The organism is Blautia sp. DFI.3.45 (genome assembly GCF_020593505.1).
GTDB lineage: Bacteria > Bacillota > Clostridia > Lachnospirales > Lachnospiraceae > Blautia_A > Blautia_A wexlerae.
Genome location: NZ_JAJDMI010000016.1, coordinates 24,725 through 48,052, shown reverse-complemented (window position 1 = coordinate 48,052; position 23,328 = coordinate 24,725). Strand labels below are relative to the sequence as shown.

Here is a 23,328-nt window from a genome sequence, read left to right as displayed (position 1 = left end):
AAAAATCATGCAGTTAAAAAGTCAGGAAATGAGAAAGCTTGCACCGGAGCTTGATCCGTTGCGTATTGGTACAGGATGGAAGAAAGAAGACCTGGGAAAAGTACAGGTTATGGTAGAGAGTACATACGGAGACAGCCATCCAGGAAGTGGACATCTGAACATTCTTGTGGAAGAGGTCCGCAAGGGAATTGCTGAGGAAGGCGGATTTGGTGCCCGTTATCACTGCACAGATATCTGTGACGGAGAAAGCCAGGGTACAGATGGAATTAACTACAGTCTTGCCAGCCGTGAAATGATCGCAAACATGATTGAAATTCATGCAAATGCAACACCATTTGATGCAGGAGTTTATCTCTCTAGCTGTGATAAGGGTGTACCCGGAAATCTGATGGGACTTGCAAGAGTTAATATTCCGTCTGTATTTGTACCGGGCGGAACTATGAATGCAGGACCGGAAATGCTGACTCTGGAACAGCTTGGAATGTACAGCGCCAAATTTGAACGTGGCGAAATTGACGAAGAGAAGCTTGACTGGGCAAAATGTAATGCCTGCCCAAGCTGTGGTGCATGTTCCTTTATCGGAACAGCATCTACAATGCAGATCATGGCAGAAGCACTGGGACTTGCACTTCCGGGTACAGCACTGATGCCATCCACAAGTCCGGATCTTCTGGCTTTTGCAAGAGAAGCGGGAAGACAGGCTGTAAGAATCGCACAGATGGAAAATATGCGTCCTTCTGATATTGTAACAATGGACAGCTTTGAGAATGCAATCCTTGTACATGCAGCAATTTCCGGAAGCACAAACTGTCTGCTTCATCTTCCTGCAATTGCTCATGAATTTGGCATTGAGATTACAGGAGACACCTTCGACAGACTTCACAGAAATGCAAGATATCTTCTGGATGTTCGTCCTGCAGGACGCTGGCCTGCAGAATGCTTCTATTATGCAGGTGGTGTACCGGCAATCATGGAAGAAATCAAAGAGCATCTCCATCTGGATGTTATGACAGTTACAGGCAAGACTCTGGGTGAAAACCTTGAAGAACTGAAGAACAACGGATTTTATGAGAAATGTGAGAAGTGGCTTCAGGAATTTAACAAACGATACAATGTAAATCTTACAAAAGAAGATATTATCCGTCCATATGATAAAGCAATCGGAACAGATGGAAGTATTGCAATCCTTCGTGGAAATCTGGCACCGGAAGGCGCAGTAATCAAACATACTGCATGCCCGAAAGAAATGTTTAAATCCGTTCTTCGCGCAAGACCTTTTGACAGCGAGGAAGAATGCCTGGATGCAGTACTGAAACATAAGGTTCAGAAAGGTGATGCTGTATTTATCCGTTACGAGGGACCGAAAGGAAGCGGAATGCCGGAAATGTTCTATACTTCCGAAGCAATCAGCAGTGATAAAGAACTTGGAAAGAGCATTGCCCTGATCACTGACGGCCGTTTTTCCGGTGCATCTACAGGTCCGGTTATCGGACATTGCAGCCCGGAGGCTGTTGACGGAGGCCCTATCGCACTGGTAGAAGAAGGCGACCTGATCGAAATCGATGTTATGGAAAGAAAATTAAATATCATCGGAATCGCAGGAGAGCGTAAGTCCATGGAAGAAATCGATGAGATTCTTGCAGAAAGACGTAAAAACTGGAAACCAAGAGAAGCAAAATACAAAAAAGGTGTGCTGCGTCTTTTCAGCCAGCATGCAGCCAGCCCTATGAAGGGAGCTTATCTGGAGTATTGATTATGAAGCATAAATTTATTACCATCGGCGAGATCATGCTGCGTCTGACACCGCCGGATTATGAAAAAATCAGAACAGCTACAACCTTTGAAGCAAGATATGGGGGAAGTGAGGCCAATGTGGCCCTTTCCCTTGCAAATCTTGGAATTGATGCCTCATTTTTCACAGTTGTGCCGGATAACAGTCTGGGCAAAAGTGCTGTTCGTATGATGCGAAGCAATGATGTAAACTGTGACAGCATTGTTTATTCTACAGAAGAAGAGACTCCTACTCATCGTCTGGGAACTTATTATCTGGAAACCGGATATGGAATCCGCCCAAGCAAGGTGGTTTATGACAGAAAGCACAGTGCGTTTTCTGAGTATGATTTCAGTAAGACAGATGTGAAAAAACTGCTGGAAGGTTATACATGGCTTCATTTAAGCGGTATCACTCCTGCTCTTGGAAAAAGCTGCAGGGAACTGATTCTGACCTGCCTGAAAACTGCAAAGGAAATGGGTATGAGAGTAAGCTTTGACGGAAACTTCAGAAGCACCTTATGGAGCTGGGAAGAAGCCAGAGATTTCTGTACACTCTGTCTGCCATATGTGGATGTTCTTTTTGGAATAGAACCTTATCATATCTGGAAAAATGAAGAGGATCATGGAGCCGGAGATGTGAAGGACGGTGTTCCTTTCCAACCCAACTGTGAAGAACAGAAAAAAGTATTTGAAGCCTTTGTGGAGAGATATCCAAATATCAAATGCATTGCGAGACATGTGAGATTTGCACACAGCTGCAGTGAAAACAGTCTTTCTGCTTATCTGTGGAAAGATGGAGAAATCTATGAAAGCAGACGTCTGACTTTCCACATTCTGGACAGAGTGGGAGGGGGAGATGCATTTGTAAGCGGAATCATCTACGCACTGATGAATGATTACACACCTGAGGATACAGTAAACTTCGGTGTTGCTGCAAGTGCAGTAAAACATACGATCCATGGAGACGGAAATATTACAGATGACGTTTCCCTGATCAGACATGTAATGGAAATGAATTTTGATATTAAGAGATAAAACATCAGGATTTATGGATGATATTCGATAAAACATTATGAAAGGTGAGAAAATTCGAATGAAAGATTTAGCAGAAAGATTTCATGAAGTGGGAGTTGTCCCTGTAGTAGTTCTGGAAGATGCAAAGGATGCAGTGCCGCTTGCTCAGGCGCTTGTAGAAGGAGGACTTCCATGTGCGGAAGTTACTTTCCGTACAGCGGCAGCAGAAGAGTCCATCCGTCTGATGGCAGAAAAGTTCCCGGAAATGCTGGTTGGAGCAGGAACTGTACTTACCACAGAGCAGGTAGATGCAGCTGTGAAAGCAGGTGCAAAGTTTATTGTAAGCCCTGGCTTTGATCCGGAGATTGTAGACTATTGCCTGAAAAAAGAGATTCCTGTTTTACCGGGATGCATTTCCCCTTCTGAAGTAGCACAGGCAGTGAAACGCGGCCTGAAAACTGTAAAATTCTTCCCTGCAGAACAGGCAGGAGGAGTTGCCATGATCAAAGCCATGGCAGCACCTTACACAGGAATTAAATTTATGCCTACGGGTGGAATTAATGCAAAGAATCTGGAGGATTATCTCTCCTTTGACAAGATCATATGCTGTGGCGGAAGCTGGATGGTAAAAGGAGATCTTGTAAAAGCAGGTGCATTTGACAAAATTAAAGAGCTGACAGCAGAAGCCAGAAATCTGGTTGAATCTATCCGAAAATAATCGGTGCTGTTACACATATTCACAGACAGGGACAGGAGTTATTTATGATCTCCTGTCCCTTCGCTATATTTCGGTTATAAGCAAGTAGCGAAGCGGATTATGAATATCTGCTTGACCAGATGTACGAAAAATGAAATGGTTTTATAGTATAAAAAAAGCACTTCCTGCGGATAGAAGTACTTTTTCTAATGAGTTTTTTGATGCGCATTGCGCGGAGGTCTGTGCACCTTTATTTGTTGTCTGACACAAATCTTTGTGCGGATACATGAATCATTAAGTATCTCGCTGACTGATATTTAATGATCTCTGCATTGATTATATTTTAACAAAATTATGGGAAAGAACAAGCCTCCCAGGGGGATTTCAAACCATGAAAAAAGTAGTATGAACTATGCAATATATGAATAGGTAAATATCCCCCAGGGGTGTTTGACAATTGTTTACGATCTGAATTTTACTTAGTTACTGTAGCCAGAAGTGCTTTAATATCTTCCATATCATCAGCAAAATAAATTCCCTGCTGACGATTTTCTGAGGACAGCCCCATCTTGATCATATGGTCAAGAAGCTGTTTCAGGCTGTCATAATATCCATTCAGATTATACAGAATACAGGGGGCATCCAGGTGTTTGAGGGAAACCATGGACATAACTTCTGTGATTTCCTCCAGAGTACCGGTGCCTCCTGGAAATGCAATAAATGCATCACCAAGTTCAATCATTTTTGCTTTTCTTTCAGCCATATCTTTTGTGACGATCAGTTTTGTGATCTCATCATACTGCAGTTCAGAATCTATAAAAAACTGTGGTTCCACGCCTGTTACTTTTCCTCCGGCATTCAGCACACTTTCTGCTATCTGTCCCATAAGACCGGACTTTGAACCTCCATATACCAGAGAATTTCCGCTTTCTCCAATCCATGTACCAAGTTCCCGGACAGCATTTCCAAGTGCCGGATCATTCCCCTCCAAAGCTCCAAGATAAACAGTAATATTCATTGTAATTTCCTTTCTTTTTTCATGTACAGGTAATTGTTTTATATAACTGCCTCAAATAACATTACCATCAGCGGCATTGTAATAATTGAGAACAGTGTAGTCATGACATTGATGGCACTGGCATAGCGTGAATCATTTCCGTATACCTGGCACATCTGGGTTATTGTGGAAGCAGACGGTGTGATGATCGCCAGAAAGACAATAAGCATAATTTTATTTCCGTCTGCAGAGAACATAGCCAGATGGCTGATCTTAATCATTATAAGTGCAAGCAAAGGCACTGCAATCAGACGAAGAAATGATACAAAATATACTCTTTTGTCAGCAAAAATCTGTTTCAGATTCATTCCTGCAAACAGCATACCGGTTACGATCATACTGGCCGGTCCTATCATGCTGCCCACTGAGCCAAGAGTATTATTGATGATCTCCGGCAAATGGATTTTTGCGAAAAAAAGTACAACACCGATGAAAATAGAAATCATGTTAATATTTAACACAATCTTTTTCCAGTCGTAGGAAGATTCCCGGCTGATAATCTTTTTGCAGTGTGTCCACAGAAAGATAAGCTGCACACTCATAAAAACACATCCATATAAAACCCAGTCCTGTCCAAGAATAAAGGTCACAATGGGTACGATCAAATTTCCTGAATTAGAATAATAAACAGAAGCAATTTCTACTTCATTCAGATGTAAAAGCTTTCCGGCTATGGAGATAATGATCAGGAGAAGAACCTGGGTCATGACAGATGCAGCCAGAGCAAGCAGCAATCCCTTTACAGTATCCATCGTGTAATCTACCTGAAAAGCATTGATGATTACACAGGGAATGATTAGATAGAGAATGATTTTGGATAAAACCTTGCTGTCTTCATCTTTTACAAGCCCAACTTTCACGATCAAATATCCCATGAAGATCATAAGAAACAATTGAATAATCTGTTCCATGAGCAGTATGCTGATATTCATAAATATCCACCTCGTATTCTTAAAAATGTCCGTCATCGGGAATATTGTATTTACCCGATTTCTGATGTCGGAACTCATTATAGAACTTTCCCGGTTGCGGTTCAATAGTAATGTGCGAACAGAAACATTTGCTGACAATATTTTACAGGAAGCAAACCACAGATTTAAGAAAGTGTTTCAGATTATATTATCAGACAGTTTTTCAGCGGAAATCTTACAGAACAGCATTCATAGTATACGTCAGGCTTATTGTTTATCAATAACGGCATCCGGAGAATTAAAGGATTACGAAGCAGATCTTAGCTGATTCTTTCTGGACATTCTGATAGTATTATGTCATACTTAAATATGCAGAGGATTGCGGGAGCTGCTTTGTAGCGGAGCAATTCGTGGATAACATCATATGTATTAATTAAAATGAACAGGAGACATCAGCACAATGTTAGATGAAAGGATATATGAGAGTTATATAGGAATCCTGAAGGAAGAAATGGTTCCTGCAATGGGGTGTACAGAACCGATCGCACTGGCATATGGAGCAGCCAGAGCACGAGAAGTTTTGGGAAAAGAACCGGAACATATCACTGCAAAATGCAGTGGAAACATTATAAAAAATGTCCGTTGTGTTATCATTCCAAACTCCGGCGGATTGACTGGAATTGAAGCAGGTGTAGTTCTCGGTGCAGTAGCCGGAAACGCATCCCTGAACATGGAAGTTCTTTCGAATGTAAATGAATTTGAAAGAAAGAGATGTCGTGAACTTTTGGATAAAAAGATATGCAAAGTAGAACTTCTGGACTCCCCGGTAGTCCTGCACTTTATCATAGAAATGCAGGCAGGGGATGACACAGTAAGTCTGGAGATCAAATACGATCATATAAATGTAACAAAGATCGTAAAGAACCAGGAAGTCCTGCTGGATTCAGATCATAAATCCGGTGAAACTCCGGCTGCAGCAGACAGAACTCTGCTCAATCTGGAAGACATTAAAACATTTGCAGATACTGTAGAAATTGATGATGTCAAAGAAATTATAGAAAATCAGATCCGCAGCAATATGGCAATCGCTCATGAAGGAATGACTGGTAAATACGGTCTTGGAATCGGCCGGATAATACGCGAAACCTATTCCAATGATATGCTTACCAAAATGCGCAGCCTCACAGCCGCAGCTTCCGAAGCCAGAATGGGCGGATGCGATATGCCGGTAGTCATCAACTCAGGCAGTGGAAACCAGGGGATTGCCTGTTCCGTACCACTGATCGTGTATGCCAGAGAAATGGAACTTCCGGACTATGTACTTTACCGCGCACTGGTATTTTCTAATCTCTTAACTGTATACCAGAAACAGTATATCGGTAAACTTTCCGCATTTTGCGGTGCGGTATCCGCATCCTGTGCAGCCGGTGCGGGGATTACCTACATGGGAGGTGGCGAACTTTCAGTGATCAAGAAGACCATAGAGAATACTCTTGCCAATATTCCGGGAATCATCTGTGATGGAGCGAAAATATCCTGTGCAGCGAAAATCGCCGCCAGCCTTGATGCTGCATTCCTGGCACATCACCTTGCTATGAACGGTCAGTCCTATGCGCCATATACCGGAATCCTCAAGGAAGAAGCCGGCGAAACCATCAGCTGTGTAGGACAGATCGGCAAAGAAGGAATGAAAGAAACAGACAAAGAAATTCTGCGGATTATGTTAGAGCGTGTTTGATTTTATGACAAAGTAAAAAAGAACGGTATATTCTCCTGCTGAAAAAAAGACATAATTGCACTGGTTTTGTGATAAGACAAGAAAAAATAATGACTATAAATTTCAATTCGTCTATTATGTTCATCTGAAAATAGGAATATAAATGACCTGAAACGAAAAAAGTATAATTACGGTCATCTTAAGAAACCGATGAAAATGACCTGAAACGAAAAAAGTACAATTACAGTCATGTATAGAAGAGAATATGAATGACTTAAAACAAGAAAAGCAGAATTACGGTCATCTTAAAATGAAATTATGAATGACTTGGAATAAAGAAAGTGAAGAATAGAGTCAATATAAAGAGATTTTTTGTTTGACTGAGTTTGCTGAAAATAAAATTGAAGTCAAGGAACTTGAGAAAGTAAAAAATTTTTACGAGGTAAGCAGATAGATATGACTATATATGAGTATGGAAATCCAGATGCGGATACTGTTTTGATTCAGTTGACTGGTGATCATGAATTATCTGTTCTTAAGAATGAGGTTGAAGAAATCCGAAAACGGACTTCAACAGATTTCAGACTCATTGCTGCAAAAGTTGATGACTGGAATTATGAGTTGTCTCCATGGAAAGCACCGGCAGTGTTCGGAAATGAAGACTTTGGTGATGGTGCTGTCAGGACACTGGAGCAGATTCTGACATTATGCACAGACAAAAGCAGGACATATTATATCGGGGGATATTCTCTTGCGGGGCTGTTCTCGTTATGGGCAGCATATCAGACAGATGTATTTTCCGGCATTGCAGCTGCTTCACCGTCTGTCTGGTTTCCGGGATTTATTGAGTATATGAAGGAACATGAAATTAAAAGTGAGACAGTTTATCTAAGTCTTGGTGACAGAGAAGAAAAAACGAGAAATTCGGTGATGTCACAGGTTGGAAACTGTATCCGGATGGGATATGGGTGGCTCATAGAGCATGGGATCAATTGTAACCTGGAATGGAATCAGGGCAATCATTTTAGAGAACCGGATATAAGAATTGCGAAAGCATTTGCCTGGGTAATGGAGGGGAAATAATATGTGGATATTATTTGCATTTGGTTCTGCTCTGTTTGCAGGCTTGACAGCCATATTAGCAAAATGCGGAATCAGAAACACAGATTCTAATGTTGCGACAGCATTAAGAACCGGTGTAGTGTTAGTCTTTTCATGGCTTATGGTATTTGTAGTTGGGGCACAAAGTGGAATTAGAGATATTTCAGCAAAAGTCCTGATCTTTCTGATTTTGTCAGGACTGTCAACGGGGATATCCTGGCTATGCTATTTCAAAGCACTGCAGATTGGAGATATCAATAAAGTAACACCAATTGATAAATCGAGTACAGTGATAACGATGCTGCTGGCTTTTATTTTTCTCAGGGAAGAAATAACGTGGCTGAAATTTGTTTCAATGATTCTTATCGGTATCGGTACTTATCTGATGATACAGAAAAAGGAAACAAAGGAGAAGGCAGAAGATAAGAAGTGGCTGCTTTATGCAGTCGGTTCCGCTGTTTTTGCCAGTCTTACCTCTATTTTGGGAAAGATTGGAATTCAGGATGTCAATTCAAATCTTGGAACTGCGATCAGGACTGCTGTTGTATTGGTGATGGCGTGGATTGTAGTATTTGTGACCGGAAAGCAGAATACGGTTAATAACATTGACAGAAAAAGCTGGCTGTTCCTTATTCTTTCCGGATTTGCAACAGGCGGTTCCTGGCTATGTTATTACAGAGCACTTCAGACAGGTCCGGCCAGTGTGATAGTTCCCATTGATAAACTGAGTATTCTTGTGACCGTTGCATTCTCATATATTGTATTCCATGAAAAACTGTCATTGAAATCAGGAACAGGACTGCTGCTTATTGTTGTTGGAACGTTAGCTTTGCTGATATAACTATTATAAAAAAGAAAAACTATCTGGAAAAGTATAATTGCGGAAACTGGCTTTTTCAGGTAGCAGAGGGATATTCAGATGGTATTTCAGATGCCAATGGAATCCTTTGATCCGCGCTGTACGCTCGGAGACGGAATTGGAGAAAGTCTGAGAAATATGGGGATAAGCTGCACCGAAACCCGGAGAAAAGTGGAAGAACTTCTGGAAAGATACGGCCTGGAAAAAGAATACGCAGACCGTTATCCCCAAATTGTATATTTATCCTGTGTCTGAAGTATATCAGACAGGACAGCAGATAGAGCAGAAATGTCTGAAGCGATTTTATTCGTGAAAGACATTTCTGCTTTTTGATTTCTTACTCAAAATGCCGTAAAATTTTGTGTTTCTAAAAATAAAGAAAGTGTCAAAAAGCACTAACAATTATTCAGAAATCTGTGATACAATGGAAAGTACGAAATATAGAAAATATCTGATATTATCCGTTTGACTGTTGGATATATCTCAGAATACAGATATATTGGATAAGGGAGAGACTATGAAAATAGAAAAAAAACTATGGATTATTCTGTTTGCATTTGGGATATTCGCCATTTGTTTTTCAGGTTGGATTTTCAGACAGAGTACGGCCAGAGAAAAATTGTTCTGGGATAATACGATCCGGTGCGAAACAAAAGAACTGAAAGAGGGAGAAATCAAATCAGAGAATATTGCCCTGCCCGAAGACTTCGATGTTCCCAAATCTATCTTATTTAAAACCACCCACACCATTGCAGAAGTTTGGCTGGATGGAGAAAAAATATATGAATATGGAAATGAAGCGGATGCTCCGGGTTTTATGAAGACACCTGGAAGCTGCTGGCATATTGTGGATATTCCCGGAGACAGTTCAGGTAAAAACCTGGAGGTCAGAATTATTCCGGTATATGAGGGCTATTATGGAAATGAAGTCAGCCTTGTATACGGAACACGAGGCGATTGTATTCTGAAAATCTTAACGGACTGTCTTGGAATTCTGGTGATCAGCTGTGGAATCCTGTTTGCCGCTGTTATCTGCATACTTCTCTATTGTGGTGCAGCGCGAAGAAAAAGAAGCGACAAGACAGAAGCGAAAATTGAGATTTTTTTAAATCTTGGATTTTTTTCATTGCTGGTCGCAGTATGGACACTGGTACAATGTGGTTTTCTGCAGTTTTTGATCCCGGATGGAAGAACCTTATATTTTGTGGAGTATTTTTCACTCTTTCTTTTTCCGGTGCCATTTAATTTCCTGTTATATGATATCTGCAAAAGCAGGTACCACAAAGGTGCATTGATTTTTTCCATCCTCTATCTTACAAATATGGCAGTCGATGTTTTGCTTCAGTGTACAGGAATTATTGATATGTCCCGGTTACTTTCTGTAATTCATGTTATTATGGTTGCAAATGTGGTTTACACAGTTGTGATCATTCTTTACGAAGCCGGAAAAAAAGAAAATGATGTAGCCCAAAAATTCCGGTATCCTATGTGCGTGGTCATGGGATTTGGAATGGCGGAAATGATTTTTTATTATTTAAGAAGATTTGAACAGATATCCATTTTGCTTTCCATGGGAACTATGCTGTTTATTATTATGCTGATCTGGATACAGGTTTCTCAATATTACGATCAATATATCCAGAAGCAAAAGGTGATTTATCTGCAGAAAATAGCCAATATGGATATGCTCACAGAGGCCATGAACCGAAATGCTTACGAGGATATGGTGAAATATCTGGATGAAGGTGAAATTAAACTGAGTACCACAGGTGTGGTGGTTTTTGATCTGGATGATCTGAAAGTGATAAATGATAATTTTGGACATGAAAAGGGAGATGAGGCGCTGAAGCTGTGTTATCAGTGTATCAGTCAGGCATTTCAGAATGTGAAGAACTGTTTCAGAATCGGTGGTGATGAGTTTGCGTATGTATATCACAGTGACGAGAAAGATATGATTCCGGAACGGCTGAAGACCCTGGAGCTGCTTCTGAAAAAAACAGCGAAAACACACAAGCTGGATTATCCGCTTAGTATATCAGCAGGATACGCTTATTATCAGCCTGATATAGATTTTGATTTTAAAGATATTGTAAGGCGAAGCGATACCATGCTGTACCGTCAGAAGCGCAGGAAGAAGATTGCGCGGTCAACTGATCCGGGTCACTTGCTTTCCCGTATGGAAAAGCATTCCACAGAGGAAATTACAGATGAAGTGATCCTGCAGGAGAAGAAATATCAGAGCATGCCCTTGGATGAGCTTTGCAGCGTGATCGATCTTCTGAGTCCGACCACAGATAATTACCCGTATGTGGTTGATTTCCGGACAGATTTTTATTACATAGCAAACCAGGCTCTTGACCGTTTCTGTATTCCGAAAAATAGTTTTCATAATGTGATTTCAAACCATAAAGAATTTGTATATGAACCTGATTATGAAAAAATGAAGGAGGAATTTGATAATCTTCTTAAAACAGACCGCTGTACACATAGCATGGAATATCGATGGCTGGATCTGAAAAAAGTGCCGGTCTGGATTCATTGCAAAGGATATCTGGTGCGGGATGATAATATGAAACCTCTTTATATGATTGGTTGTATCAATGAGATTGGAGAAAGACAGAAGGCAGATAATGTAAGCGGGTTATTAGGAGAGACAGGATTCCGGGAGTATATGGACCAACAGGACACTCCTCTGGAAACAGGATATCTGCTTCGGATTGGAATTGATCATTTTAAGGAAATAAATGATAACTTCGGACAGGAGTACGGTGACTTTGTGCTTAGGAAAACGGCTGATTGTATTTCCGGATGCCTGTCAGAAGGACAGAAAGTGTACAAGCTTGTGGCAGATGAATTTCTGATTCTGGATGTTTCTTCTGACCAGGTGAGGGATGCAGATAAACTTTATGATAAAGTGAGAGCTGCAACAGACAGATTTATTGAATCTAACGAGTTTAAGGTCATGTATACGGTTTCAGGAGGAATTGTGTCATTTGCGGCATTAGAGGGAAATCAGTATTCAGAAGCCCTGAAGCTGACGGATTTTGCTTTGAATGAGGCAAAGACGCTGGGAAGAAACCGCTGTTATATATTTGACGGAGAAACTTACAGGAAATTTCTTCGGAAGAGGGAGATTACCCAGGAACTGCGGGAGGCTGTGCTCAATGGCTGCCAGGGTTTTACGGCTTTTTATCAGCCTGTATTTGACGAAGATAAAAAAGTACCTTATGGAGCAGAAGCTTTAATGCGTTTTACTTCTGAAAAACTCGGGATGATTTCACCGGCAGAGTTTATTCCGATTCTGGAAGAAACCGGTCTTATTATTCCGGCTGGCCGCTGGATGATGAGAGAAGCTATGGGAAAATGCAGCGAGATCCGGAAAGTACTTCCAGGTTTTAGAGTGAGTATTAATATTTCCCAGGTTCAGGCATCCAAGTCCGATGTGATCCAGGATATCAGTGCAGAAACGAAAAGAGCAGGACTGCCGCTGGAAGCGTTGATCGTGGAATTGACAGAGAGTGACCTTCTGGAACAAAATATCAATGAGAAGCATTTTCTCACAGAACTGAGGCGGATGGGAATCAGTCTTGCATTGGATGACTTTGGAACCGGATATTCGAACTTCCATTATCTCAGCGAGCTGAAACCGGAGATCATTAAGATTGACCGCTCTTTCACTGTGAAAGCAGTTGCAGATGAACAGGAATATTATCTGCTGAATCAGTTCTGCACCATGATCCATAATCTGGATATGAGGATTTGCATTGAAGGCGTGGAAAATGAGCAGGAATGGGCCATGATCCGAAAACTGTACCCGGAATTCACACAGGGATATTTCTGGGGGAAGCCTTGTGAGTATGAAGAATTTATGAGAAAATTTACAGAAAGCAGATTATGAGAAAGCTGGCGTGAATATTTCGGGCTACACTGAGGCTTTTTCATTTGTACAACAGGACTCGCAGACAAGCAAGTGGTGTAGTTATTTCAAACACATTCTGACAGGTAAGAAGAGGAGAAAATCAGATGAAGAAAAAATTTTTCAGGTTGTCAGCAGCAGGATTGCTTTTTTTTTCAGGGATTATGGAGATTGGCTGGCGTTTTTTTAACATGGTGGTCTGCTGCAAAAGAGGGGGAAGGAAAAAGGAAAGAAAGAAATGGTTTGAATTATCTCATATACGGGATAATCATCCCAGAAACGGATACGAAAAGGAATATGATGAGAGCAGGGCATGGTGCGAGACTCAGAAGATGCAGGACTGTTATATCCAAAGCGTGGATGGATTAAAACTCCACGGATTCTATCTGCCGGCAGAGCATGCAAAGCGGTTTGTTATCTTAAGCCATGGTTACAGGGGCAGCAGATTTGGTTCCCTGTCATTTATGGCAAAATATCTCCATGAGCATCAATGTAATCTTCTGTTTATGGAACAGCGATGCTGTGGAGAAAGTGAAGGAAAATATATTACCTTTGGAGCAAAGGAAAAATGGGATGTGCAGCGTTGGGCAATTTATGTGTCCGAGAGAAATAAGGAGAAGCTTCCAATCTATCTGTATGGACAGTCTATGGGAGCAGCCGCTGTACTGATGGCATCCGGATACAGGCTTCCGTCAGAGGTGAAAGGGCTGATCGCAGACTGTGGTTTTCAGTCTATGGAAAGACAGATGCGGGATATGGCTGACAACTGGTTTCATTTGCATTATATTCCTTTGCTTTTGAAGGAAATGAACTGTCTGTGCCATTTTGTGGCAGGATTTCGTATGAAAGATGCAGATACCACAGAAGCTATGAAAAGGAATACAAGACCTGTCCTTTTCTTTCATGGAGAGAAGGATACTTATGTGTACCCGAACAATTCATTCCAGAACTATATGCTGTGCAAAGCACCAAAGGAACTGGTCATTGTACAGGGAGCAAGACATCTGTGCAGTGCCTATGCAGATCCGGAACTGTATCAGCGTACAGTGATGGAGTTTTTTGAGAAATATGATGGCAGTAATTCTGAAAAATAATGTGACTGTTTTCAACCGCCAAAGGCGATTATGAATGATAACAATCCCTGACCGGGACTTATCAGATGCGTTTTGTTAAATGCATGATAAGTCTCGGTCAATTTTATGTAAAGTGTTCATTAAGTGCTGAGGGTACTGGCATTTGGGAAAAATCTGTGCTATTTTTGTCACGTAATAAAAAAGTAATGTTGTAGCTGCCAGTACATTATTTTTAAAATAACTGTGGGCTACTGAACAAGTATGTAATGTTTTTGTACCCGGGAAAAGAGAAAAAACGGGTGATGGAGGTTAAATAAAGTATGACAAACTACTATCCTTTAACAGCAGCACAGAAAATGCACCATAACTGGATCATGGATTACGGTACACAGCAGGTATCCGGTGTCAGTGTTGTGGCGTCTGTACAGGCTGAACTGGATTTTGGATTATTAAAAAAATGTATTCAGATGGAGACAGAACGTTCCGGATGCACCAGAATCCGTTTTACGAAGCCTGATAAAGACGGAAATGTACAGCAATACCTTGTAAAACAGGATCCAAGAGATATCGGATTCAAGGATCTGTCAGGAATGGGAAGCCTTGCAAAAGCAGACGAGCTGATGCAGCAGTGGGCATACGAAACCTTTGACGGTGATGACATTCCCATGTGCGAGTTTACTATGCTGAAGCTGCCGGAAGGATATAATGGTTTCTTTGTACATATGGATCACAGACTGATCGATTCCTGTGGTCTGGTAGTAATGATCGGTGATCTGTTTCAGTTATATACTTATTATAAATATGGAACAGCCTATCCGCAGGAACTGGCAGACTTTGAGACAGTACTGAAAAAAGACCTTGCAAAAGCAGGCAACGAGAAACGTTTTGCAAAAGATAAGAAATTCTGGGATGATCAGCTGGATGCACTGGGCGAACCTCTGTATTCTGATATTCAGGGACCGTCCGTACTGGAGGAAGCAAGAAAACGTCATGGAAATCCAAAACTTCGTTCTTCTGACATTGAGATGAAGGATCTGTTTGTGGCAGTTAAGGATTATTATCTGGAGCCGGGACCAACTAAAAATCTGATCGATTTCTGTATGAACCATCAGCTGTCTATGACAAACCTTCTTCTGCTTGGCATCCGTACCTATCTGTCAAAGGTAAATAACGGACAGGAAGATATCACTATCCAGAACTTTATATCCAGACGTTCTACTCATGATGAATGGACTTCAGGAGGAAGCAGAACTATCATGTTCCCATGCAGAACAGTGATCACACCGGAGACAGATTTCCTTTCTGCTGCTTATGAGATCCAGAATATGCAGAATCGTATCTACATGCACAGCAATTACGATCCGGCATTTATTATGGATGAGATGAGAAAGAGATACAATACACCGGAGCATACAGGATATGAGAGTTGTTATCTGACTTACCAGCCAATGACTGTGAAGGTAGAGAATGAAATGCTTGGAACTATCCGTCAGCATGCAAAATGGTTTGCAAACGGTGCAGCTACCAAGAAGATGTATCTGACTGTATCCCATACAGAAGATGGAGGTATGAACTTCTCCTATCATTACCAGACTGCTCATCTGGAGGAACATGATATGGAACTGCTCTATTATTATATGATGCGTATTCTTTTCAAGGGAATCGCAGAGCCGGATATGAGCATCGGCGAAATTATGGAACTGGTTTAACTAAATCAATATCAGGAGGAAATGCAATGAATCAGGAAATGGAATTTAAAAATATCGTAGCACAGTATAGCAAGGTAGCATCGGAAGAAATGAATAATGAAATGAGATTCCGCGAGGATCTGGGTTTCAGTTCTCTGGATTTTATGTCCTTTTTAGGTGAGCTTGAGGATACCTTTGATCTTGAACTTGACGAGAGCGAAGTGCTGAAGATCACAACTCTTGGCGAAGCCTTAAATCTGCTGGAAGAACTTCAGTAATTTTTTTCGAAGCAAAACTTATAAAGATGTCAGGGTCAAGGATATTTTGTACCTGACAGGATATCCATAACTTGAATAGTTCAGAAAATAATGGGGGACAGATATGCTGATCAGAAATATATTAGAAGAAAGTGTACGTAAATTTGATGAAGTAAAAGCAGTAAAATGGCTCAAGAAAAAGGAAATTATGGAAAGAAGCTATGGCGAACTGATGGAAAATGTAGTTTCCACCAGAAAAGGTCTTCTTGCAGAAGGCTTTGAGGGAAAGCACATTGCACTGATCGGAACCAGTTCTGTAGAGTGGATGGAAAGTTATCTGGGAATCATTACAGGATGTACCACAGCAGTACCGCTGGATGCAGCACTTCCCTGTGAGGATCTGATCGATCTGCTTAACCGTTCCGATTCCGCCGCTCTTTTCTTAAGTCCGAAGCTTAGACCATATCTGGATGCATTTCTTGGAAACTGCCCGAAACTTCAGAAGGTGTGGATGCTTCAGGAAGAGGTAGAGGATGCGCCGGCAAAGGTATACGGTATTGGCGAACTTCGAAATGCAGGAAAGAGTGCATCATCAGATTCTGTCTGCCCGGATGCAGAGGATATTGCGACCATTATCTTCACTTCCGGAACAACAGGAAAGAGCAAGGGTGTTATGCTGACACAGAATAATCTGGCCTCCAATGTTGAGGCAGTAAAGATTACGGCAGAACCGGGAACTGCCGTGCTCAGTGTGCTTCCAATCCATCACGCATTCTGCCTGGTTATGGACTGGCTGAAGGGATTCTCTCTGGGTGCAACTCTTTGCATCAATGATTCCCTGCTCCATATGGTAAGGAATATGAGTATTTTCAAACCGGAGATTATGCTTATGGTTCCAATGATGATCGAGACTATTTATAAGAGACTGGCTGCCGCTGATCCGTCAATTCCGAAGGCAGTTCTGGCAGAAAAGGTATTCGGTGGAAAATTGCGTATTATCTTTACAGGCGGTGCACATCTGGATCCATATTATATTGACCGTTTTGCAGAATATGGCGTCGAAGTACTGGAAGGCTATGGAATGTCAGAATGCTCTCCTGTTATCAGCAATAATACACTGGAAAACAATAAAAAGGGTTCTATTGGAAAACCACTTGAAAATGCAGAAATCAGATTCGAAAACGGTGAGATTCTGGTAAAGGGAAGCAGTGTTATGAAGGGATATTATCAGATGCCTGATGAGACAGCAGAGACTTTAAAGGATGGCTGGCTGCATACCGGTGACAAGGGATATATGGATGAAGACGGTTATCTGTTTATCAATGGACGTGTGAAGAACCTGATCATCCTGTCCAACGGTGAAAATGTATCTCCGGAGGAGATTGAGAATAAGCTGGCTCTGAATCCGCTGATAGGAGAAGTGATCGTCACAGGTGAGGACAATGGACTGACCGCCCGCATCTATCCGGAGCAGGCTGTTGTGGAAGCGAAAGCATTGGATGCAGAGGCAATTCAGGCACAGCTTCAGGCATTTCTGGATGAATATAACAGAAATCAGCCCACCTATCGCCGCATTACAGGATTGGTTGTCCGCAAAAATCCGTTTATCCGCAACACAACAAAAAAAATCAGGAGACAGGATGTCCTGATTGATGAGCCTCTGGAATAAGACAGAGGCTTAAGATAAAAGTGGAAGCATACCGGATAAAAAAACCTCAGACAGAATATCAGCGATCACTTCCGGTGCCAGATTAAAATTATCCCGGCTCCATTTGTGGAGAACGCCGATGGTACTGCCGATGGCGCAGGTGATCACATAGGAAACTTCTTCCTTTGTATGCCTGTCAGGCCTGGAATTAGATGTAGTTTCTGTAACATAATGATGGAGCATAGTCAGCATTTTTTCAAACAGATCATTGCCATGAGGCGTGCTCAAAAGACCGGACAGAAAAGGATTTTCCATAGTGTATCGGCACAGAGTCAGAAAATAGGAACTGCAGATATCCCGGTCATTTTTTGGCTGGAAATTTTCCATCATGGAAAAAACATCATGAATAGTTTTATCCTCAACTGCAGAGATCAGTGAAGGGATGTCCTGATAGTGATTATAAAAGGTACTTCTGGCAATACCAGCTGTTTTAGTGATGTCGGATACAGTAATCCTGTCAGGTTTCTTTTCTTTTAACAATTTGAAAAAAGCACCTAAAATGGCCTCGTCAGCCACAGAATATCTTTCATCGGGAATTATATTTTGCATAGTTGTTTCCCCCGGGAGTCTGTAAGTAATACATAAAGTATATCACAAATCTGACGATACATCAGGTGCTTTTTCTTTTTTTTAATAAATTTTCAATAATATATAAAGAATAGGTAAAGGCTTGATTTATGAAAGAGTAAATGATAGAATGATATTGGATAAAATATTGTCTGATTTTAATGAAATGGCGGAATTTTGGATAAAATAATATCCATAAAACAATAAAAAGCAAGGAGGGAAAATGGAGCAGTTTGTATGGGAAACAGCAGAGGAACTGGATCAGAAGCTTGCACAAAGGGTGCGTAATATCAGAAAACGACGCTCTATTTCTCAGGAAAAATTATCTTCCATGAGCGGAGTAAGCTATGGTTCAATTAAGAGATTCGAAACTACCGGACAGATATCATTGATATCACTGACAAAGATTGCCATGGCTTTGGATATTGCAGATGAGCTTAGAAATATTTTTACGCATGTTCCATATAAAGATATTCAGGAGGTCATAAATGAGGGAAGGTAATGCATTACAGGTATTTTATGATGAAAAACTTGTAGGAACACTGGCTATGACAGCTGACCATAAAGCTGCGTTTCAATATAGTGAAGAATGGATTGAAAATGGTTTTCCGATCAGTCCGTTTTCACTTCCCCTTAAAAAGCAGGTTTTTGTACCGACAAAAGATTATTTTGACGGATTATTTGGAGTATTTGCAGATAGTTTGCCGGATAATTGGGGGAGATTGTTGTTGGATCGTCTGCTACGTGCACATAAGCAGAATCCAGACAAATTAACGGTGCTGGATCGGCTGGCAATTGTTGGAAAGTCAGGTATGGGAGCACTTACCTATTATCCGGAGAAAAAAATAGATGAACAATATGGAGATGTGGATCTGGATGAACTTGCGGAGCAGTGCCGGAAAATACTAAATACGGAATACTCCGATAGATTGGATGAATTATATCGTCTCGGTGGTACAAGTGGTGGAGCCAGCCCCAAAATTATGACTACAGTGAATGGAGAGGAATGGATTATTAAATTTCCTGCACATGTGGATGGAGAAAATGCAGGGAAGATGGAATATGATTATTCATGCTGCGCAAAAAAATGTGGTATTATAATGAGTGAAACCAGACTGTTTCCATCTGAGAACTGTGAGGGGTATTTTGGGATTAAGCGGTTTGACAGGATATCAGATAAAAATGGAACAAAGAGAATTCATATGCTGACAGCTGCTGCGTTGCTGGAGTTGAATTTTGAGCAGCCAAGCCTGGATTATCACAGTCTGATGAAACTAACAAAAATATTAACCAGAGATAATGAGAAAGATATGAGAGAGATGTTTCGCAGGATGTGTTTTAATGTTTTTGCACATAACAGAGATGATCATTCAAAGAATTTCACCTATTTATATGATGATGAAAAAGACAGATGGAGCCTGAGTCCGGCATATGATCTTACTTACAGTAACACATACTATGGAGAGCATACTACAACAGTTGACGGAAATGGACGTAATCCAGGCAGAAAAGAACTCCTGACTGTGGGAATTGCGGCAGGAATGAAAAAAGAGGTATGTATAGAAAGTATGGATATGGTAGAAAAGTGTGTGAAAAATATGCTGGGAAGATATCTTTAAAGAAATCGACATGTGGAATAATTTGTTACTTGGAGGACAAAAATGACTATTAGAAAAGCAGAAGAAAAAGACATTCTAAGAATAATTGAACTGTTGGGACAGGTATTGCAGATCCATGCAGATATAAGACCTGATATTTTTATTCCCGGTACCACAAAATATACTGTAAGCCAATTGACAGAGCTATTAGGAAAAGAAGAAAAACCCATATATGTAGCAGTGAACGAGGAAGATGTTTGTGTAGGATATGCATTTTGCCAATTACAGGAACAGCCTTTTTCAACTAATATGGTACCGTTTAAGTCTCTTTTTATAGATGATCTATGTGTTGATCAGCACGCACGAGGACAGCATATCGGCGAGAGCTTGTTTGAATATGTAAAAAATGAAGCAAAGCGAATGGGCTGTTATGAAGTGACACTGAACGTATGGGCAGGAAATACTTCAGCCGAAAAGTTCTATGAAAAAATGGGTATGAAAACAAAAGAAAGGCAGATGGAATATATCCTAGAACATTGATGCGTTGTATAGCATATTTGAGAAGTCTATCTGCGAATTTACAGAGATATCCGATGGATGAATCCAATCAGTCAAACAGTAAATATTAAAAGAAAATGCAAATCAGGCACAAGTTATATTTCGGAAACTTGTGCCTGATTTTTACAGTGTTATTTGGAAATTACAGGTGCTTTTGTCCGATATTTTTAGCATTGATATAATTTATGATCATGTCTGCTGCATCGGAAATATCAAGTTTGCCTGTATCAATAGACAGCTGATACTGGCTGGCGTCTTCCCATTCTTTGCCTGTGCAGAATTTGTGGAAAGATGCTCTTTTCTCATCCACTTCCTTTATCAGCTTTGCAGCTTTTTTCTCATTAATACCGTCCCGTTCCATTACACGTTTGATACGGCAGTCTTTATCTGCGTGAAGAAAAACAGTAGTTGCCTCAGGATCATTTGCATAAATCGCTCCTGAACAGCGTCCGATGATTACGGCAGGTTTTTGCTGCGTAAGTTCACGTATAAGTTCAAAAGATTTTTCCATCGGATTGCTTTCTCCGTAGCTTACAGCAATGCTGTAGAGCAGGCTGTTTACTGCCTTTTCCTGGAAAAATTCTTTGTTTTCGTCAAGCTTTCCAAGTTTTTTGGCCTCTTCTTCCAGTTTCTTTCTGTCATAGAGTTCCAGTCCAAGTCTGGAAGCCAGTTCTTTTCCTATTTCATGTCCGCCGCTTCCGCACTGTCTTGCTATTGTAATAATCATATCCCATGCCTCCTGTGCAATGATGTTGCATTTATTTACTGTCAAAGTACTTTTTCGGAATTATTATACTCAAAAAAAATCGAAATGTATATGCCAAAATCTACTATAAATTGCCTTCGCAAATCCTGATATTCTGGTACTTATGGCAAATTGGTCTGACAAATATTTGCTTAATATAAACATTCGACAAATACCTTATATTGAGATATGATGAGAATTGTGGGAGCTGCTTTGCAGCGGAGCAATTCGTAGATATCAAGTTAGGGGCACAATGTTGGAGAAAATGAATATGAGACGGAAACGGCTGGCACCCTTTGGAATGTGGATAGTATTTGAAATAGTGGCTGTTACACTATGGCTTACCAAAGATAATCTGTTTTATCTTTTAAATTTCAGTTATATTGGAACATCGATTACTGTTGGGCTTTTGCTTTTTCAGTTTAACTATAAGCATGCACGTAGGATCGTTCAACTTCTGGTTGGTTTGTATATGCTGATTTATCTGGGGCTTATATGCCGGGAAAACATGCAGATGGAAGGTTTTTGGTATTATCTGTTTACCGGAGTATTTGAAGCAGCTACGATCCATTATGCTGTTGCAAAAATATTCGGACCACTTTTGTTTGGAAGAGGATGGTGCGGATATGCCTGTTGGACAGCTATGGTGTTGGACTTTTTACCATATAAAAAGCCTCAGGCTGCAAGAAAAAAGATAGGTTTCATCCGGTATATTACATTTGCATTTTCGTTTCTTTTCGTGGTGATGCTTTTTCTGAATCACGTAGGAAATATGGAAAAAATCATGTTTATAGCTTTTATCGTGGGGAATATTCTGTATTATATTGTGGGGATTATTCTGGCATTCCGACTTAAAGATAACAGAGCGTTCTGTAAGTATATTTGTCCGGTCACGATTTTTCTGAAACCTATGAGTTATTTCTCTGTAGTCAGGGTTAAGTGTGACAAAGAGAAGTGTATTTCATGTGGAAAATGTAAAAAAGTTTGTCTGATGAATGTTGATATGATCGATAACTCCAGAAAACGGAAAAACGGAACAGAATGTATTTTGTGTATGGAATGTGTCAGAACCTGTCCGAGGAAAGCACTTTGAGCCGAATTTCCTGCAGGATGTACTTTGGTGTCAGCTGTTACTGAGAACGAAACGAACAGTAGCGTAAGACCTATGTTAAATATAGTTAAACCTCAGTAAAGTCTATTGAACTTTTTTCTCAATGTTTCTATACTCTCCAATGTAATGAACACCCGATCTGTAATCGTGTGATGAAATATTCATTTCATTTGCAGGAATTCTGATTACATCACCATGTACTCTATTGGGAGTGAACTGATGCAGGGGATTTACGCAAGTATGGGAGTGATCATAAAAGGATGAAAGTAAACAAAGCAGATGAATTCTATAAGATATTAGAGAGAAAATCCATATATCCGGTGTTTCAGCCAATCGTCAATTTACAGACAGGCAGGGGTTCCTGCTTCTGATATTGTATTCGAAATAACAGAGAGATCAGACATAGAAAACTATCAGATATTGCAGCAGATCATGAAACATTATGCAAATCAGGGATATGAGATAGCATTGGATGATGTGGGAGCTGGACATTTAGGCCTAAATCGTGTAGTGAATACCACACCTGACTATCTGAAAGCGGATATAGAACTGGTAAGGGATATTCACAAGTATAAGAAAAAAGAGATCATGATGAAACTCCTGTTAGATTACTGTAATGCAACAGGAGCAATTCTGATCGCAGAAGGGATAGAAACAGTACAGGAGCTGGAATGTCTGCACAGCCTGGGAGTGCATTACGGCCAGGGATTTTTCCTCGGAAAACCAGAACGTGCATTTGGAAATATCAGTGCTGAATCGGAAGAAATATTAGAGCGATTAAATGGGAGAAAGAATATTTTATTTTTGGATATATCAGGCAAATAAGTCATTCATTTTTCTACATTTTTCAACAATAAATCCGAAATTACACCAGTTGATTAATCCCTGAGAGTTGTGTATAATTATAAAAATAAAGTTTTCTAGTACATCGTTTCGTAAATAACTATACCAATCGCGTAGGATGCGGATTCGAGTGTG

At 40.6% G+C, this 23,328-nt stretch carries 21 protein-coding genes; 17 read left to right on the top strand and 4 right to left on the bottom strand.

Going from position 1 to position 23,328, the window contains the following annotated elements:
- Positions 1-7 precede the first annotated feature (7 nt).
- From ilvD to LJE09_RS07765, 3 genes are read left to right on the top strand one after another with little or no spacing between them, the layout of a single operon-like run.
- Positions 8-1,753 carry a dihydroxy-acid dehydratase gene (gene ilvD, locus LJE09_RS07775; RefSeq protein ID WP_055052626.1) on the top strand — a complete coding sequence of 582 codons (1,746 nt, stop codon included), beginning with the start codon at positions 8-10 and terminating at the stop codon, positions 1,751-1,753.
- 2 nt (positions 1,754-1,755) lie between these two features.
- Entirely contained in the window at positions 1,756-2,808 is a 1,053-nt protein-coding gene (locus LJE09_RS07770) for a sugar kinase (protein WP_055052625.1), read from the top strand.
- A gap of 58 nt (positions 2,809-2,866) precedes the next feature.
- Positions 2,867-3,505: a bifunctional 4-hydroxy-2-oxoglutarate aldolase/2-dehydro-3-deoxy-phosphogluconate aldolase gene (locus LJE09_RS07765; RefSeq protein WP_118574907.1), complete on the top strand. Its 639-nt coding sequence runs from the start codon at positions 2,867-2,869 to the stop codon at positions 3,503-3,505.
- Positions 3,506-3,959: 454 nt separating this feature from the next.
- On the opposite strand, the gene LJE09_RS07760 is transcribed toward LJE09_RS07765, so the two are convergent.
- Both LJE09_RS07760 and LJE09_RS07755 read right to left on the bottom strand, forming a co-directional pair.
- Positions 3,960-4,502 carry a TIGR00730 family Rossman fold protein gene (locus LJE09_RS07760; RefSeq protein WP_227311119.1) on the bottom strand — a complete coding sequence of 181 codons (543 nt, stop codon included), beginning with the start codon at positions 4,500-4,502 and terminating at the stop codon, positions 3,960-3,962.
- Positions 4,503-4,540: 38 nt separating this feature from the next.
- Positions 4,541-5,473, bottom strand: a complete 933-nt coding sequence (locus LJE09_RS07755) for an AEC family transporter (RefSeq protein WP_227311118.1) — start codon at positions 5,471-5,473, stop codon at positions 4,541-4,543.
- 439 nt (positions 5,474-5,912) lie between these two features.
- Here LJE09_RS07755 and LJE09_RS07750 point away from each other — a divergent pair, with 439 nt between their 5' ends.
- The 9 genes from LJE09_RS07750 (at position 5,913) to LJE09_RS07710 (ending at position 17,732) form a co-directional block, all read left to right on the top strand.
- Positions 5,913-7,190: an L-cysteine desulfidase family protein gene (locus LJE09_RS07750; protein WP_025577516.1), complete on the top strand. Its 1,278-nt coding sequence runs from the start codon at positions 5,913-5,915 to the stop codon at positions 7,188-7,190.
- 435 nt (positions 7,191-7,625) lie between these two features.
- On the top strand, positions 7,626-8,252 hold the full coding sequence (locus LJE09_RS07745; RefSeq protein WP_022381326.1) for a hypothetical protein: 627 nt from the start codon (positions 7,626-7,628) through the stop codon (positions 8,250-8,252).
- A 1-nt stretch (position 8,253) separates the two neighbouring features.
- Entirely contained in the window at positions 8,254-9,111 is an 858-nt protein-coding gene (locus tag LJE09_RS07740; protein WP_055058456.1) for an EamA family transporter, read from the top strand.
- A 78-nt stretch (positions 9,112-9,189) separates the two neighbouring features.
- Complete coding sequence (locus LJE09_RS07735) at positions 9,190-9,384, top strand: hypothetical protein (RefSeq protein WP_022381328.1); 195 nt, start codon at positions 9,190-9,192, stop codon at positions 9,382-9,384.
- 262 nt (positions 9,385-9,646) lie between these two features.
- Positions 9,647-13,027 (top strand): bifunctional diguanylate cyclase/phosphodiesterase, encoded by a 3,381-nt coding sequence (locus LJE09_RS07730; protein ID WP_227311117.1) that lies wholly within the window; start codon positions 9,647-9,649, stop codon positions 13,025-13,027.
- Positions 13,028-13,152: 125 nt separating this feature from the next.
- On the top strand, positions 13,153-14,139 hold the full coding sequence (locus tag LJE09_RS07725) for an alpha/beta hydrolase (protein WP_227311116.1): 987 nt from the start codon (positions 13,153-13,155) through the stop codon (positions 14,137-14,139).
- A 299-nt stretch (positions 14,140-14,438) separates the two neighbouring features.
- Positions 14,439-15,827, top strand: coding sequence for a condensation domain-containing protein (locus LJE09_RS07720; RefSeq protein WP_055058453.1), 1,389 nt, complete (start codon positions 14,439-14,441; stop codon positions 15,825-15,827).
- A 26-nt stretch (positions 15,828-15,853) separates the two neighbouring features.
- Positions 15,854-16,084, top strand: a complete 231-nt coding sequence (locus tag LJE09_RS07715; RefSeq protein ID WP_055054282.1) for an acyl carrier protein — start codon at positions 15,854-15,856, stop codon at positions 16,082-16,084.
- Between the two features lie 103 nt (positions 16,085-16,187).
- Positions 16,188-17,732 carry an AMP-binding protein gene (locus tag LJE09_RS07710; protein ID WP_055058452.1) on the top strand — a complete coding sequence of 515 codons (1,545 nt, stop codon included), beginning with the start codon at positions 16,188-16,190 and terminating at the stop codon, positions 17,730-17,732.
- Positions 17,733-17,741: 9 nt separating this feature from the next.
- On the opposite strand, the gene LJE09_RS07705 is transcribed toward LJE09_RS07710, so the two are convergent.
- Positions 17,742-18,320, bottom strand: a complete 579-nt coding sequence (locus tag LJE09_RS07705; protein WP_008706729.1) for a TetR/AcrR family transcriptional regulator — start codon at positions 18,318-18,320, stop codon at positions 17,742-17,744.
- A gap of 241 nt (positions 18,321-18,561) precedes the next feature.
- On the opposite strand from LJE09_RS07705, the gene LJE09_RS07700 reads away from it, so the two are divergent.
- Genes LJE09_RS07700 through LJE09_RS07690 form a run of 3 tightly spaced genes read left to right on the top strand, consistent with a single transcriptional unit; the run spans position 18,562 to position 20,476 of the window.
- Positions 18,562-18,840: a helix-turn-helix domain-containing protein gene (locus LJE09_RS07700; protein ID WP_008706728.1), complete on the top strand. Its 279-nt coding sequence runs from the start codon at positions 18,562-18,564 to the stop codon at positions 18,838-18,840.
- Positions 18,827-19,957 carry a type II toxin-antitoxin system HipA family toxin gene (locus LJE09_RS07695; protein ID WP_055058449.1) on the top strand — a complete coding sequence of 377 codons (1,131 nt, stop codon included), beginning with the start codon at positions 18,827-18,829 and terminating at the stop codon, positions 19,955-19,957. The genes LJE09_RS07700 and LJE09_RS07695 overlap by 14 nt, the downstream gene beginning before the upstream one ends.
- Before the next feature lie 42 nt (positions 19,958-19,999).
- Positions 20,000-20,476 (top strand): GNAT family N-acetyltransferase, encoded by a 477-nt coding sequence (locus LJE09_RS07690; protein ID WP_055058448.1) that lies wholly within the window; start codon positions 20,000-20,002, stop codon positions 20,474-20,476.
- A gap of 160 nt (positions 20,477-20,636) precedes the next feature.
- Here LJE09_RS07690 and LJE09_RS07685 read toward each other — a convergent pair whose 3' ends face one another.
- Positions 20,637-21,221, bottom strand: a complete 585-nt coding sequence (locus LJE09_RS07685; protein ID WP_055058447.1) for a cytidylate kinase-like family protein — start codon at positions 21,219-21,221, stop codon at positions 20,637-20,639.
- A 289-nt stretch (positions 21,222-21,510) separates the two neighbouring features.
- Between LJE09_RS07685 and LJE09_RS07680 the strand changes: the two genes are divergently transcribed.
- Both LJE09_RS07680 and LJE09_RS07675 read left to right on the top strand, forming a co-directional pair.
- On the top strand, positions 21,511-22,332 hold the full coding sequence (locus tag LJE09_RS07680) for a 4Fe-4S binding protein (RefSeq protein ID WP_020993556.1): 822 nt from the start codon (positions 21,511-21,513) through the stop codon (positions 22,330-22,332).
- 333 nt (positions 22,333-22,665) lie between these two features.
- Positions 22,666-23,175 carry an EAL domain-containing protein gene (locus LJE09_RS07675; RefSeq protein ID WP_330645491.1) on the top strand — a complete coding sequence of 170 codons (510 nt, stop codon included), beginning with the start codon at positions 22,666-22,668 and terminating at the stop codon, positions 23,173-23,175.
- Positions 23,176-23,328 lie beyond the last annotated feature (153 nt).